Here is a 13,222-nt window from a genome sequence, read left to right on the forward strand (position 1 = left end):
TCCAGGTCGGGGTGAAGTCCTTTTTTTATGCTCAGAAAACCTTGTTGCTCAAGGGTTTAGATTTATGCAAAAGGCTCCTCTGAGAAAAATAATTCGACAAAGCCATATTCATTCCTGCCAATGACGAAAGATTGAATGATTTTACTGATATTTCGACAAAGAATCCCCTCATTTTTCATCTATTCGTCATAAGCCTCCATGACTTTACCATGCAAGCCGACGTCGTTCCAGTGGAAGGTTATGCTTATGGCGACGGTTTGAAGCTTACGGTCTTGCGCGCATGGTGCCATGGAAAAAAGCCGCCTCGCTTCGTTTGCGTGACGGCTCGTCTCTTCGTATTCAGGCAGCCTGTTCGGCTTTGGCATTCGACTGCGGGGCGTTGCGCACCTGCACGCCTGCATCCTGCAGCATCCATTCAATGTAGCAGCCATAGCCCGATGTCGGGTCGTTGACAAAGACATGCGTGACGGCGCCTACAATCTTGCCGTTTTGAATGATCGGGCTACCGCTCATTCCTTGTACGATGCCGCCTGTCTTTTCCAAAAGACGTTTGTCCGTCACCTTGATTATCATGCCCTTTGTTGCGGGAAAATGCTGCTTGATGACGTTGGCGATCTCGATATCGAACTCCTCCACCTTCTGTCCTTCGACGACGGTGAGGATTTTCGCAGGACCTTCCACGACCTGCTCGGCGAGCGCTACAGGGAGCGGCTCACGGTAATAGCTGCGCTTTGGCTCGTCTTTCATTTTGCCGAAGATGCCAAACGGCGTGTTTTTGGTGATGTTCCCCAGCACTTCGCTTTCGTTGTAAAAGCGGGCGAATTTTTCTCCCGGATTGCCGCTCTGTCCTTTTTCGATCGACGTCACGCTCGCCTGGACGATCTGGCCATCCCCTACCACGATGGCTTGGCCCGTATCGACATCGGAAATGACGTGTCCCAGCGCGCCGTACGCCTTGGAATTGGGATCGTAAAAGGTCAAAGTGCCCACGCCAGCCGCTGAGTCGCGAATGTACAGTCCCATCCGGTATTCCCCGTCTTTTTGGTCCTTGGCGGGATGGAGCGTCAGATTCAGCTTTTCTTTCCCGCGCACGACGAGCAACTGCACCGGGCTATTCTTTTTCCCGGCTTCGTTAATCAGCTTCTTTACTTCGTTCATGTCATTGATGTACAGATCATTCATTTTGACAATCATGTCACCAACGTGAATGCCTGCCTGCTCGCCAGGGGAAGCCTTGCTTTTGCCATTGTCCACGAGGTGATGACCGACAACGAGAACACCCGCCGTTTGCAGCTTGACCCCGATCGATTGCCCACCAGGGTACAACCGCAGGTCCGGCAGCACATTTACTTTTACAGCCGTCAGCGGAATGTTTCGCCATTTTACCTGCAATTCGGCTTCTCCAGCCCTGCGCGGTTCTACCGACATCGGCTGGCTCAAATCAACGGATACTTCGCGCGCTTCTGTCCCGTTGACGTGCAAAATGTCAGGATTGCTATTGATTAGCGTGCCCATCACCGGCACGGAGACCCGGAGCTGCTCAAGGGACCCTTCCATCAAACGCAATTCACGGGGAAAGGAGGACAGATCGCGAAACGGGGTGGAACTCACGACAAGCGCCGTGATGAGGAGAAGGAGACTTCCCATCCATTTTCTTTTGTTTTGTCGGATCACCAGCAATCACTCCTACCGTTCCCTACCTACACCTACAAAGAGACACCTCCACCTTGTGTACTTTTAATGTTGCCCCCAGCCAAGCGGATTATGTCAGGAAAATCCCTCACCTGCCAGCGTCTTTGCAAACTTTTTTGCGTCAAAAAAAGACTGCCAACCCGGATCAGTTGACAGCCTTTCTTTCGCGGCCGAGGACAATCATCTCGCGCGCGTGTTCTTCTGTTTTCGCCGTTACTTCCGCCCCGCTGAGCATGCGGGCAAGCTCGGTCACCCGCTCCTCCTCCGAGAGCCTCGTCACGACCGTTTTCGTCTCGTGCTCGCTCATTTCCTTTTTAATGAGAAAATGCGCATCGGCCATGGATGCTACTTGAGGCAAGTGCGTAATGCACAATACTTGCCGCTTCTGGGCGACACGGGCCAGCTTTTCGGCAATCGCCTGCGCCGCTCTTCCGCTTACCCCTGTGTCGACCTCGTCAAAAATCAGCGTCTCCACCTGATCGGTTCCGGCGAGAATCGTTTTGATCGCCAGCATCACCCGCGACAGCTCCCCGCCGGAAGCGATCTTGGCCAGCGGGCGCAATGGCTCGCCCGGGTTCGGGGAGATCAAAAACTCGATCTGGTCCATGCCGTTCGCGTCGACGTGCCGCTTGATCCCTTCGATTTCTACCCCTTCCTCGTCAGGGGTCTGGCGCACGTCAATGGCGAAGCGCGCCCGTTCCATGTGCAGCTCTTTTAGCTGCTGCTCGATCTCGCGGGCGAGCTTCGTCGCACACTCCTGGCGAATGACGGACAGCTCCAGCGCCTCTACGGCCAAGTCTGCTGCCAGCTCTTGCAGCCGCTTTTCCACCTGTTGCAGCCGATCCTCGTAATGGTGCATCTCGTCCAGCTCGTCGGAAATCGTTGCCGCGTACTCCAAAATGTCGTCCACGCTTTTTCCGTACTTGCGCTTCAAGGACTGGATCTGATCGAGCCTGCGCTCTACTTCCGCGAGCTGCTCCGGCTCAAAGTCGAGGTGGTAGGAGAGCTGGCGCAGCTTGTGCACGACGTCTTCAATCTGGTAGTACGCCGTCTGCACCGTCTCGAGAATCGGAGCCAACTGCTCCTCGTACAGCACCCCGCGCTCCAGCTCGCTCATCGCATGTCCGAGCCAGTCCATGCCTTTTTGATCGCCGTGCAGCGAGCGGTACGCATCCTGGACGGTCGCGTAAACCTTCTCAATGTTCATCCACTTTTTGCGCTGCTGCATCAGCTTTTCGTCCTCGCCCGGCGAAAGCGCAGCCGCTTCGATCTCGTCCAACTGGTATTGCAAAAGGTCAATGCGCTGCACCAGCTCGCGCTCGTTGCGGGCCATCCGTTCGAGGTCCTGCTTCGTTTTCCGGTACGCGGCGTACAGCTTGCCGTACTCCTCTTTCGCCGCTCCGAGCGCGGCCTCGCCGTAGGCGTCGAGCCAGTTGATATGCTTGTCCGCCTGCATCAGCATGTGCGTGTCGTGCTGTCCGTGCACCGTGACCAGCCACGGTCCCAGCTCGCGCAGCATGGCAAGCGTCACCATCTGCCCGTTCAGGCGAATGATGCTTTTGCCCTGGTTGGAAATGTCGCGGCGGACGACGAGCATGCCATCTTGCTCGACTTGTACGCCGACGTTGGCACACACCGCGAGCGCCGGATGGCCAGGCGGCAGTTCAAACAGCCCTTCCACCTCTGCGCGCTGTTCGCCATAGCGGACAAAATCTGCGGAGGCGCGACCGCCCAGAAGCAGCCCGAGCGCGTCGATAATGATGGATTTTCCGGCCCCCGTCTCTCCTGTGAGGATATTCAGCCCGCGCTGAAAAGAGACAGTGACCGATTTAATGATGGCAAAATTACGGATAGAGAGTTCCACTAGCATCTGTTGCGCCCACCTTCTACAGCATTTCCATAAAGCGCTTGGTGACTTCCGCTGTATTTTCCTTGGAACGGCAAATAATCAGGATCGTGTTGTCCCCGCTGATCGTGCCCATGATCTCTTCCCAAGGCAGGTTGTCAATCAGCTCCGCTACGGCGTTGGCATGGCCGGAAAGTGTTTTCAGCACGATGAAGTGATCGGCCTGGTCGATGCTGACAAACGAGTCGACCAACATCCGTTTGAGCTTTTGCAGCGGATTGAATTTTTGTTCAGCAGGCATGGAATATTTATATCGCCCATCAGGGAGTGGCACCTTCACCAGATGCAATTCCTTGATGTCTCGGGATACTGTCGCCTGCGTAACATTGAACCCTGCAGCGCGCAGTCGCTCCACCAGTTCATCCTGAGTTTCCACCTCTTGGTTGCTGATGATATCCCGAATACGGATATGTCGTTGCCCCTTGTTCATATGGATTACTCCCATTCCCCTTGTAGTTTCGTGCGAATTGCTTCAAAAAAGCTGCCCTTTTTCCACTTGATGAGCGGAGTGACGCACGGAGACTTTTTGATGTAGATTTGATCGCCGCCCTCCAGCCGGTAACCGAACTGGCCGTCGATGGACAGCCCCATCTCCTGGTGGATGGCATCGACCTCTACGCGAATCGTCTGATTGCCCGACAACACCATCGGCCGCGCCGTCAGCGAATGGGGCGCCACCGGAGTCAGTAATAGCATGTCCACATTCGGGGCCACAATCGGTCCGCCCGCAGACAGCGAGTAGGCGGTAGATCCGGTCGGACTCGATACGATGACCCCATCTCCGCTGAACGTAGCTACGTATTCGTCATCCGAGTAGACAGCGCATTGAATGATCCGGCAAAAAGAGCCTTTGGCGATCCCGATGTCATTCATGGCGGTATATGTACCCAGCGTGCTGCCTTTGCGGACTAATGACGCTTCCAGCATGGCGCGCTCTTCGATATTGTACTTGCCTGAAAGCAGATTATCTACGGCGTGAGGCAGGTGCTCCGGCTCCGCTTCTGACAAAAAGCCCAGCGTGCCCAGATTGATCCCGAAAATGGGGATCGATCGTCCGGCGAGCTTGCGGGCGATGCTGAGCAGCGTTCCGTCGCCGCCGAGCACACAGACCAGGTCAGCGTGGCTGCCGATTTGCTCGATGGAAGCACCCAGCTCGGCGCGCCCCAAATCCGATGCGATCGTTTCGTCCAAAAATACGTGCGCTCCCCGTACCTCCAACAGATAGACGAGCTCCCGCGCCACGATCCGTGCCTCGGGCTTTCCTTTGTTTGCAATGATTCCTATCTTTTTCACATGGTCCACCCCAAACTGGTTGGTTGGAAATCCTTATACAAGTATACAACTTTTCATGCATAAATAAAAAGCCTCGATTGCAACAAAACTCCCGAGGCTTTTGTTTTTTGTCCCTATTTCAATTTGGCATGGGCCTGCGCGACAACCTCGCCGACGAGCTTCAGCCACGCTTCGGCGTCCATGCCGCCTTCGCTTTTTGCCACATGCATGACAAATTCAATATTGCCCTCGCCGCCCGTAATCGGCGAAAAGTCCAATCCTTTCAGCGCAAATCCAAGGCCGCTGGCGAATTGCCCGATGTCCGTCAACACCGCTTCGTGTATTTCCGGCTCCCGCACAATCCCGTTTTTTCCGACCTTGTCCTTGCCTGCCTCAAACTGCGGCTTGACCAAGGCCACTACGTCTCCGCCTTCTTTTAAAAAGCGGTACAGGACGGGCAAGATCAAGCGCAGCGAGATAAAGGAAACATCAATGGAAGCGGCGTCCGGACGCTCCTGTTCGAAGGCTTCCGGGTCCATGTGGCGGAAGTTGGTCCGCTCCATGACGACGACTCGCTCATCCTGGCGCAGACTCCACGCGAGCTGTCCGTAGCCGACGTCAATCGCGTAGACGAGGCGGGCGCCGTTTTGCAGGGCGCAGTCGGTGAATCCGCCTGTCGAGGCTCCGATGTCCATCATGACTTTGTCGTGCAAGTCGATGCCAAACACTTTCAGCGCCTTTTCCAGCTTCAGCCCGCCGCGGCTGACGTACGGATGGACCTCGCCTTTGACCGTAATCGCGACGTCCTCGGCAAATTTGGTGCCTGGCTTGTCGCAGCGCTCTCCCGCCACCTGAACCAGCCCAGCCATGACGGCTGCTTTCGCTTTTTCCCGGGTTTCAAAATGTCCCCGTTCGACGAGCAATACGTCGACTCGTTCTTTTCTCACACTCATGCTTCCAGTACACCCTTCGATATCGGCATCAAGGCGCGTACCCGGGAAGCGATGTTCTCCACGGTCAGCTCGACCTCTTGACGCTGTTCTTTTACGCTGCCATGCTCGACAAAATAATCCGGAACGGCAACGACCTGCACGTTCACGCCGTGGTAGCCCGCGCGGTTGTAACATTCGATGACGGCGCTGCCGAATCCGCCCATTTCACAGCCTTCCTCGACGGTGACGATGTCGTAGCCTTCCTTCGCCAGCCTGAACAACAGCTCCTCATCGAGCGGCTTGCAGAAGCGGGCATTGACGAGCATCGGTCTGATTCCTTCCGCATTCAACTGGTTGACTGCCTGCTCCGCCAGTTCAAATACATGGCCAAACGAGAGGATCGCCACTTGCTTTCCTTCGCGGACGATCTCCGCCTTGCCGATCGGCAACACTTGCAGCTCCCGATCCAGCGGCACGCCGCGCGCTGGCAGGCGCGGGTAGCGGTAGGAGATCGGCCCTTCGTTGTAGGCCAACGCCGTTTTCATCATGTGGCGCAGCTCGTTTTCGTCCTTTGGCGCCATGATGACCATGTTCGGAATGATGCGCATGAACGCGATATCGTACATGCCCTGATGGGTTTCCCCGTCCGCCCCGACCAGTCCTGCCCGGTCGACCGCAAACACGACGTTCAGCTTTTGTCTCGCTACATCGTGAATCAACTGGTCGTACGCCCGCTGCAAAAACGTCGAGTAAATCGCAAGCACCGGCTTCAAACCTTGTGTCGCAAGGCCAGCCGCAAAGGTACAAGCGTGCTGCTCGGCAATCCCGACGTCAAACAGGCGGTCCGGGTATTTTTGTCCAAACGGAATCAGGCCGGAGCCTGCCGGCATGGCTGGGGTCACTGCCACGAGCGACTTGTCTTCCGCAGCCAGCTCGATCATCGTTTCCGCAAAGACGGACGTGTAGGTCGGTGCCGACTTCGGCGTATCCCCGGACTCGATTTTGTACGTGCCGATTCCGTGCCATTTCACGGAATCCGCCTCTGCCGGAGCGTAGCCTTTGCCTTTTTTCGTAATCGCGTGAATCAGTACCGGGCCTTTTGTCTGCTTGGCCGTTTTCAGCGTATCGACCAACAGCTCCATGTTGTGGCCGTCAATCGGCCCGATGTAGGTGAAGCCCAGTTCCTCGAATAGAACGCCGGATACGAGCAAATACTTCATGCTGTCCTTGAAGCGCTCGGCGATTGAGGCCAGCTTGCCGCCTACGGCCGGGATGGATTTGAGCAGCCCTTCGACCTCGTCCTTGGCCCACTGGTAGTTTTCCGTGGAGCGGATTTTGCCCAGGTAGTTATGCAAAGCGCCCACGTTTGGCGCGATGGACATCTCGTTGTCATTCAACACGACGATGACGTTTTTGCGCTCGTGCCCGATATGGTTCAACGCTTCCAGCGCCATGCCGCCCGTCAGCGCCCCGTCTCCGATGATCGCCACGACGTGGTTTTTTTCTTTTTTCAGATCGCGGGCGGTCGCCATCCCCATCGCAGCGGACAAGGATGTGCTGCTGTGCCCGGTCTCCCAGACGTCATGCGGGCTCTCGTTCATCTTGGGGAAGCCGCACAACCCTTTGTACTGGCGCAACGTAGGGAACATATCCCGGCGTCCTGTCAGCATTTTATGTACGTATGCCTGGTGCCCGACATCCCAAATCAGCTTGTCCTTGGGGCTGTTAAACACGTAGTGCAAAGCCAGCGTCAGCTCGACAACGCCCAAATTCGGCGCGAGGTGTCCCCCCGTCTTTGAGAGCGTCTCGACGAGAAACTGCCTGATTTCGGATGCCAGCGTATGAAGCTGCTGCGAATTGCACTTTTTCAGGTCTTGAGGATCATTTATGGTAGTAAGCAGCATTGGTATTCCTCACTTTCCACTGTTCGTTCTCCGGCGATTGTGCATGCTGCAATTCAATCCACCACATGGAAAACTAGGCTTCTTCGTTGTGGCCTGGAGCCTATACTCCGCTTAATTTCAACTTGATTCATTATAACGGTTTCTTCATAAAAACACCACTTTTGATCCACACTCGCAATCTTGTGCGCAACGGCTGCTAACTTCTGGTAAAATAAAATGGATCAATCCATTCGAGAAAAAAGAGGTGGACCCCGTGAAGTTCTCGCAAATACCGTACACACGCGTTGATATGACAGATGTCGAGGAACGTTTCACAAGCTTGTTGAAAGCGTTTCAGCAGGCCGCAAGCTTCGAAGAGCAAGACCAGGTGATGGGTAAGCTGAACGAGCTTCGGCAAGAGGTGGAATCCGCGCGAGAAGTGGCGCAAATCCGCCACACGATCAATACGGAGGACCCCTTTTACAAAGAAGAGCAGGACTACTGGGACGAAGCGGGTCCGGTGTATCAGGGCATCGTCTCCCGCTACTACGCCGCCATCGTCCACTCTCCCTACCGCTCCCAGCTTGAGCAAAAATGGGGAGCCCAGCTTTTCCGCATTGCCGAAACGACGCTTACCACCTTTTCCCCGGAGGTCGTCGCCGATTTGCAGGAGGAAAACCGTTTGGCCAGCCAGTACATCGCTCTGATGGCTTCCGCGAAAATCATGTTCGAAGGCGAAGAGCGCACGCTTCCGCAACTGCTCCCCTTCCAGACTTCGACGGACAGAAAAATGCGCAAAAAGGCGAACGAAGCCAAGTACGATTTTCTCCGCCAGCACACCGAGAAGCTGGACAGCATCTACGACAGTCTGGTCAAGGTGCGGACCCGCATTGCGAAAAAGCTCGGCTTCAACAGCTTCGTGGAGCTGGCCTATGCCCGGCTGAACCGCACCGATTACGACGCGGATATGGTCGCCCGCTTCCGCCGTCAGGTCGAGGAACAGATTGTTCCGGTCGCCACCAAGCTGGTCGAGCGCCAACGCGAGCGGATCGGCGTAGATACTATGAAGTATTACGATTTGGCTTTCGATTTCGCTACGGGTAATCCGACGCCAAAAGGCTCTCCGGACTGGATCGTGGAAAACGGCAGAAAAATGTACGCGCAGCTTTCTCCGGAAACCGACGAGTTTTTCCGCTTCATGCTCGAAAACGAATGTCTCGATTTGCTGAGCAAAAAAGGCAAAGCGACAGGCGGCTACTGCACCTATATGAGCAAGTACAAGCTGCCTTACATCTTCGCCAACTTCAACGGCACCTCAGGCGATATCGACGTTTTGACCCACGAGGCGGGACACGCCTTCCAGGTGTACGTCAGCCGCGGCTTTGAAGTGCCGGAGTACCACTTCCCGACGTATGAAGCGTGCGAGATCCATTCGATGAGCATGGAGTTTTTGACCTGGCCGTGGATGGAGTTGTTCTTCGAGGAAGATACGGACAAGTACAAGTTCTCGCATCTGAGCAGCTCGCTGCTGTTCATCCCTTACGGCGTCGCCGTCGACGAGTTCCAGCATGCAGTCTACGAACAGCCGGAAATGACCCCGGCCGAGCGGAAGCGCACCTGGCGCGAGATCGAGCGTAAATACCTCCCGTACCGCAATTACGACGAGAACGAGTTTTTGGAGGAAGGCGGCTTCTGGCAGCAGCAATCGCACATTTTCCGCGATCCGTTCTACTACATCGACTACACGCTGGCGCAAATTTGCGCCTTCCAGTTCTGGAAGCGGGCTCAGGAAAATCCCGAGCAGGCGTGGGCAGACTACCTGACTCTCTGCCGGGAGGGCGGCAGCAAGTCGTTTACGGAGCTGGTCAAAGTCGCGAAGCTGTACTCGCCGTTTGAAGATGGCTGCATCCAGTCGGTCATCGGCGACATCGAGGCGTGGCTGAACAGCGTGGACGACAAGCGCTTGTAAACACCGGCCTATACGTAAAAAAGCTGGCATCCCCATGCAGATGCCAGCTTTTATATTACTTGTTCCGGTTTTGCACGTAATCTGCCAGCGGGCTTAATGCGGAATGCTCGATTCCGGCATCCGCGAGAGCCGCCTTTGCTTCGGCAATCAAAGCGGTGAGCCTTTCCTTGGACTCAGCCAGCCCGAGCAACGACGGATAAGTCACCTTTTCCCGGTCCGCGTCGCTGCCAACGGCTTTCCCCAGCTCCGCGGCGTCCCCTTCTACATTGAGGATGTCGTCCTGGATTTGAAAAGCCAGTCCGATGCAGACGCCGTAGCGGGTCAAAGCGTCCATCTGCGCTTCGCTCGCTTCCGCCAGATAGCCGCCGCCGCGCAAGGCTGCCACCAGCAAATCCCCTGTCTTGTGGCGATGGATGAACTCCAGTTGCTCCAGATCAAGCTGCTTGCCCTCTCCCTCGATATCCGCCATCTGTCCGCCGACCATGCCTGTCGCACCCGCTCGTTTGCCCAGCTCGGCAATCAGCTTGACAGTCGTGATTGGCGCCACATCGGAGCGCTCCTGGTACGCCTCTGCGATATAGGCAAACGCCCGCGTCAGAAGCGCGTCTCCCGCGAGAATCGCCGTCGCCTCCCCGAACACTTTGTGATTCGCCGGCTTGCCGCGGCGCAAATCGTCGTCGTCCATTGCGGGCAGGTCGTCGTGAATCAGCGAGTATGTATGGATCATTTCCAGGGCAACCGCGAACGGGACTCCGCGCTCCATCGGCTTGTCCAGCGCTTCGAGCACAGCGAGGACCAGCATCGGGCGCAGCCTTTTTCCGCCTGCCATGAGCGAATACTTCATGGATTCGTACAACTGGGTCGGGACTCCTTGCTGCTCCAGGGCAGGCAAGAGATGCTGCTCAATGTAGGACGTTTTTTCCGCCAAATATTGTTGGAATGTATCCACGGTGTCTTTATTCCCCTTCCACGCGAAAAGCCTTCTGCTTCAGTTGCCCGTCTTCTTCTACCAACTGAATGATCTTGGCTTCAATTGCATCGAGCTTCTGTCCGCAAATCCGCGAGAGAGTGACCCCTTCCTGGTACAGCGTAATCGCTTCCTCCAGCGGGATGTCTCCTTCTTCGAGCTTCCCGACGACTTCCTCCAGCCGCTTCATCGCTTCTTCGAACTGCATGTCAGTCTCTTGGTCCGTTTTCTTGCGAGCCATTGCGAATCTCCTCCCGATTCAACTGTTCCACTCGTGCAGTAGCACTGCCATCACTTAATCGTACCACGATCTCGTCGCCAGGAGCAAATTGTTCCACGGATTTTACCAGCTTGTCACCCGTGTACACAAGCGAAAAACCGCGCTTCATGACCGCGAGCGGACTGAGCGCCTCCAGCGTCGCGATGCGCGAGGCAAAAGCCATCCGCTTTTGGTTGAGCCGCGCCAGCATCCGCTCGTCCAGCCGGGCGCGAATCGTCGCAACCGCTTTGCGCCGTTCCCCGACCTGATCCGCCAGCCGATACCGCTTGATCTGCTCGTCCAACCGCGTGTAGCGCTCGCGCCTGCGCTCCATCAAATGCTTCATCGCCTGGCGCATCCGCAAATGCGTCCGATCCAGCCGTTCCGCCGCTTCCTCCAGTCGCCGCTGCGGCTGACGCATCGCATACGAGTTGCTCAGGCGGTTCAGGCGGGTGCGTTCCTCTGCCAACTGATTGCGCACCGCCCTTTGCATGCGAATGTCCAGTTGCCGAACGCGCTCCACCCATTCCAGATAGTGCGGCACGGCCAGCTCCGCCGCTGCCGTTGGCGTCGCCGCACGGACATCGGCCACGAAATCGGCAATCGTGACGTCTGTCTCATGGCCCACCGCCGAAATGACCGGAATCATCGAAGCCGCGATGGCTCGCGCTACGCTTTCATCGTTGAAGGCCCACAGCTCTTCAATCGAGCCGCCGCCCCGGCCGACGATCAGCACGTCGATGTCGGGTTGCTGGTTGATAATGCGAATCGCCGAGACGATCGAAGCCGGAGCGTCCGTCCCCTGCACGACTGCTGGCGACAACACAATCTCCGCCTGCGGGTATCGCCTGCGGATCGTCGTGCAAATATCGCGAATCGCCGCTCCGGTCGGAGAGGTCACCACTCCTACCCGCTTCGGAAAACGAGGGAGGACGCGCTTTCGCTCCGCTGCAAACAGACCTTCCTGCGCGAGCTTTTCCTTGAGCTGTTCAAAAGCCAAGTAGAGCGTGCCAAGGCCGTCCGGCTGCATCTCTTTTGCATACAGTTGATAGGCGCCATCGCGTTCGAAGGCGGAAATCGAGCCGCGCACAATCGCCTTCGTCCCGTCCTTGGGCAAAAAGCGCAGGAAGCGGTTGTAGCTGGCAAACATCACGACTTTGATCCGCGACGTCTTGTCCTTCAAGGTAAAATACATATGGCCGCTGGAATGGTGCGTGAAGTTGGAGATTTCCCCCCTCACCCAGACGTCCTGCAAATTCGTCTCTCTTTCCAGCACGAGCTTGATATAACGGTTGAGATCGCTGACAGACAAAATGTTGGGTGCAGCCATACACTCCTCCTCCTTTCAGTCCCTTGTTTGTTCCGATGCAAAAAGAAATGGATAAAGCACAGGCCCTATCCATTCCTTGCGATGCTTCTTCTACAGTTGCGCTTGCTTGCGTGCTGCCACGACCGTGTTTTTCAGCAGCATGGTAATCGTCATCGGCCCGACACCGCCAGGTACCGGAGTCAAAAAGCTGGCGACCTCTTTCACTTCGTCGAACTTGACGTCTCCGACCAGCTTCCCGGTTTCGATCCGGTTTACCCCGACGTCAATCACGACCGCTCCCGGCTTTACGTGCTCCTTGCCGATCATGTGCGCGCGGCCTGTCGCCACCACGAGAATATCTGCCCTTCTCGTATGTTCTTCCAGGTTTTGCGTACGCGAGTGACACATGGTCACCGTAGCGTTTTCCTGCTGCAGCAAAAGCGATACAGGCTTGCCGACAATGTTGCTGCGTCCGATGACGACAGCGTGCTTGCCTGCGATGTCTGTTCCCGTCCGCTTAATCAGCTCGATGACGCCATGCGGAGTGCACGGCAGCATCGTCTCATTGCCGAGTACCATGTTGCCTACGCTGATCGGATGGAAGCCATCCACGTCTTTTTCAGGATGAATCGCTGCAATGACTGCCTTCTCCGAAATATGCGCCGGCAGAGGAAGCTGAACCAAAATCCCGTGAACGTTCGGATTTTCGTTCAACTCGTGGATGATCGCGAGCAGTTCTTCCTCTGTCGTCGAAGCTTCCTTGAGGATCAGCTCGGAGTGGATACCGACTTCCTCGCAGCCTTTTGATTTTCCGCGTACATACGAATGCGATGCGGGATCGTCACCCACAAGCACAACAGTCAGACCAGGGACAATGCCTTGTTTTTTCAGTTCCGCCACTTCAATCGCGAGCTCTTCGCGAATGCTTTTTGCCACTTCTTTTCCTTGGAGAATGGTTGCAGTCATGGAGAAAAAGCCTCCTTCTTAAACGTCGATACCATTAGTGTACCGATTTCGCTCGCAACTGTAAAGC

Annotated in this window: 11 protein-coding genes; 1 reads left to right on the top strand and 10 read right to left on the bottom strand. The window is 56.0% G+C overall.

Going from position 1 to position 13,222, the window contains the following annotated elements; translation table 11 throughout:
* Window positions 1-339: 339 nt before the first annotated feature.
* From spoIVB to dxs, 6 genes are all read right to left on the bottom strand, one after another.
* Window positions 340-1,674 (bottom strand): SpoIVB peptidase, encoded by a 1,335-nt coding sequence (spoIVB, locus tag AC3WQH_RS22550; protein ID WP_005827304.1) that lies wholly within the window; start codon window positions 1,672-1,674, stop codon window positions 340-342.
* Between the two features lie 163 nt (window positions 1,675-1,837).
* Window positions 1,838-3,562 carry a DNA repair protein RecN gene (gene recN / locus AC3WQH_RS22555; RefSeq protein ID WP_005827302.1) on the bottom strand — a complete coding sequence of 575 codons (1,725 nt, stop codon included), beginning with the start codon at window positions 3,560-3,562 and terminating at the stop codon, window positions 1,838-1,840.
* A gap of 16 nt (window positions 3,563-3,578) precedes the next feature.
* Entirely contained in the window at window positions 3,579-4,028 is a 450-nt protein-coding gene (gene ahrC / locus AC3WQH_RS22560) for a transcriptional regulator AhrC/ArgR (RefSeq protein WP_005827301.1), read from the bottom strand.
* Between the two features lie 5 nt (window positions 4,029-4,033).
* Window positions 4,034-4,891, bottom strand: a complete 858-nt coding sequence (locus tag AC3WQH_RS22565; RefSeq protein ID WP_005827300.1) for an NAD(+)/NADH kinase — start codon at window positions 4,889-4,891, stop codon at window positions 4,034-4,036.
* Between the two features lie 113 nt (window positions 4,892-5,004).
* A complete protein-coding gene (locus AC3WQH_RS22570; protein WP_005827298.1) occupies window positions 5,005-5,823 on the bottom strand; it encodes a TlyA family RNA methyltransferase in 819 nt (272 codons plus the stop codon).
* Complete coding sequence (dxs, locus tag AC3WQH_RS22575) at window positions 5,820-7,706, bottom strand: 1-deoxy-D-xylulose-5-phosphate synthase (protein WP_026557065.1); 1,887 nt, start codon at window positions 7,704-7,706, stop codon at window positions 5,820-5,822. The genes AC3WQH_RS22570 and dxs overlap by 4 nt, the downstream gene beginning before the upstream one ends.
* Window positions 7,707-7,959: 253 nt before the next feature.
* Between dxs and AC3WQH_RS22580 the strand changes: the two genes are divergently transcribed.
* Complete coding sequence (locus AC3WQH_RS22580) at window positions 7,960-9,654, top strand: M3 family oligoendopeptidase (protein WP_492332258.1); 1,695 nt, start codon at window positions 7,960-7,962, stop codon at window positions 9,652-9,654.
* 55 nt (window positions 9,655-9,709) lie between these two features.
* Here the strand turns inward: AC3WQH_RS22580 and AC3WQH_RS22585 are convergent, their stop codons facing one another.
* The 4 genes from AC3WQH_RS22585 to folD form a co-directional block, all read right to left on the bottom strand.
* The gene (locus AC3WQH_RS22585; RefSeq protein WP_005827295.1) at window positions 9,710-10,603 is read right to left on the bottom strand and encodes a polyprenyl synthetase family protein; all 894 of its coding nucleotides are present in this window, start codon (window positions 10,601-10,603) and stop codon (window positions 9,710-9,712) included.
* A gap of 7 nt (window positions 10,604-10,610) precedes the next feature.
* A complete protein-coding gene (gene xseB, locus AC3WQH_RS22590; protein WP_005827293.1) occupies window positions 10,611-10,862 on the bottom strand; it encodes an exodeoxyribonuclease VII small subunit in 252 nt (83 codons plus the stop codon).
* Window positions 10,831-12,210, bottom strand: a complete 1,380-nt coding sequence (xseA, locus tag AC3WQH_RS22595; RefSeq protein ID WP_005827291.1) for an exodeoxyribonuclease VII large subunit — start codon at window positions 12,208-12,210, stop codon at window positions 10,831-10,833. Before xseA ends, xseB begins: the two co-directional genes overlap by 32 nt.
* 90 nt (window positions 12,211-12,300) lie before the next feature.
* Window positions 12,301-13,155, bottom strand: coding sequence for a bifunctional methylenetetrahydrofolate dehydrogenase/methenyltetrahydrofolate cyclohydrolase FolD (gene folD / locus AC3WQH_RS22600; RefSeq protein ID WP_005827289.1), 855 nt, complete (start codon window positions 13,153-13,155; stop codon window positions 12,301-12,303).
* Window positions 13,156-13,222 lie beyond the last annotated feature (67 nt).

This window comes from Brevibacillus sp. FW301-21C12A (assembly GCF_058788915.1).

Coding starts and splice junctions, on each gene's coding strand:
- recN (WP_005827302.1), bottom strand. CDS start 3,562: ATGCTAGTGGAACTCTCTATCCGTAATTTTGCCATCATTAAATCGGTC.
- ahrC (WP_005827301.1), bottom strand. CDS start 4,028: ATGAACAAGGGGCAACGACATATCCGTATTCGGGATATCATCAGCAAC.
- AC3WQH_RS22570 (WP_005827298.1), bottom strand. CDS start 5,823: ATGAGTGTGAGAAAAGAACGAGTCGACGTATTGCTCGTCGAACGGGGA.
- dxs (WP_026557065.1), bottom strand. CDS start 7,706: ATGCTGCTTACTACCATAAATGATCCTCAAGACCTGAAAAAGTGCAAT.
- xseB (WP_005827293.1), bottom strand. CDS start 10,862: ATGGCTCGCAAGAAAACGGACCAAGAGACTGACATGCAGTTCGAAGAA.
- xseA (WP_005827291.1), bottom strand. CDS start 12,210: ATGGCTGCACCCAACATTTTGTCTGTCAGCGATCTCAACCGTTATATC.
- folD (WP_005827289.1), bottom strand. CDS start 13,155: ATGACTGCAACCATTCTCCAAGGAAAAGAAGTGGCAAAAAGCATTCGC.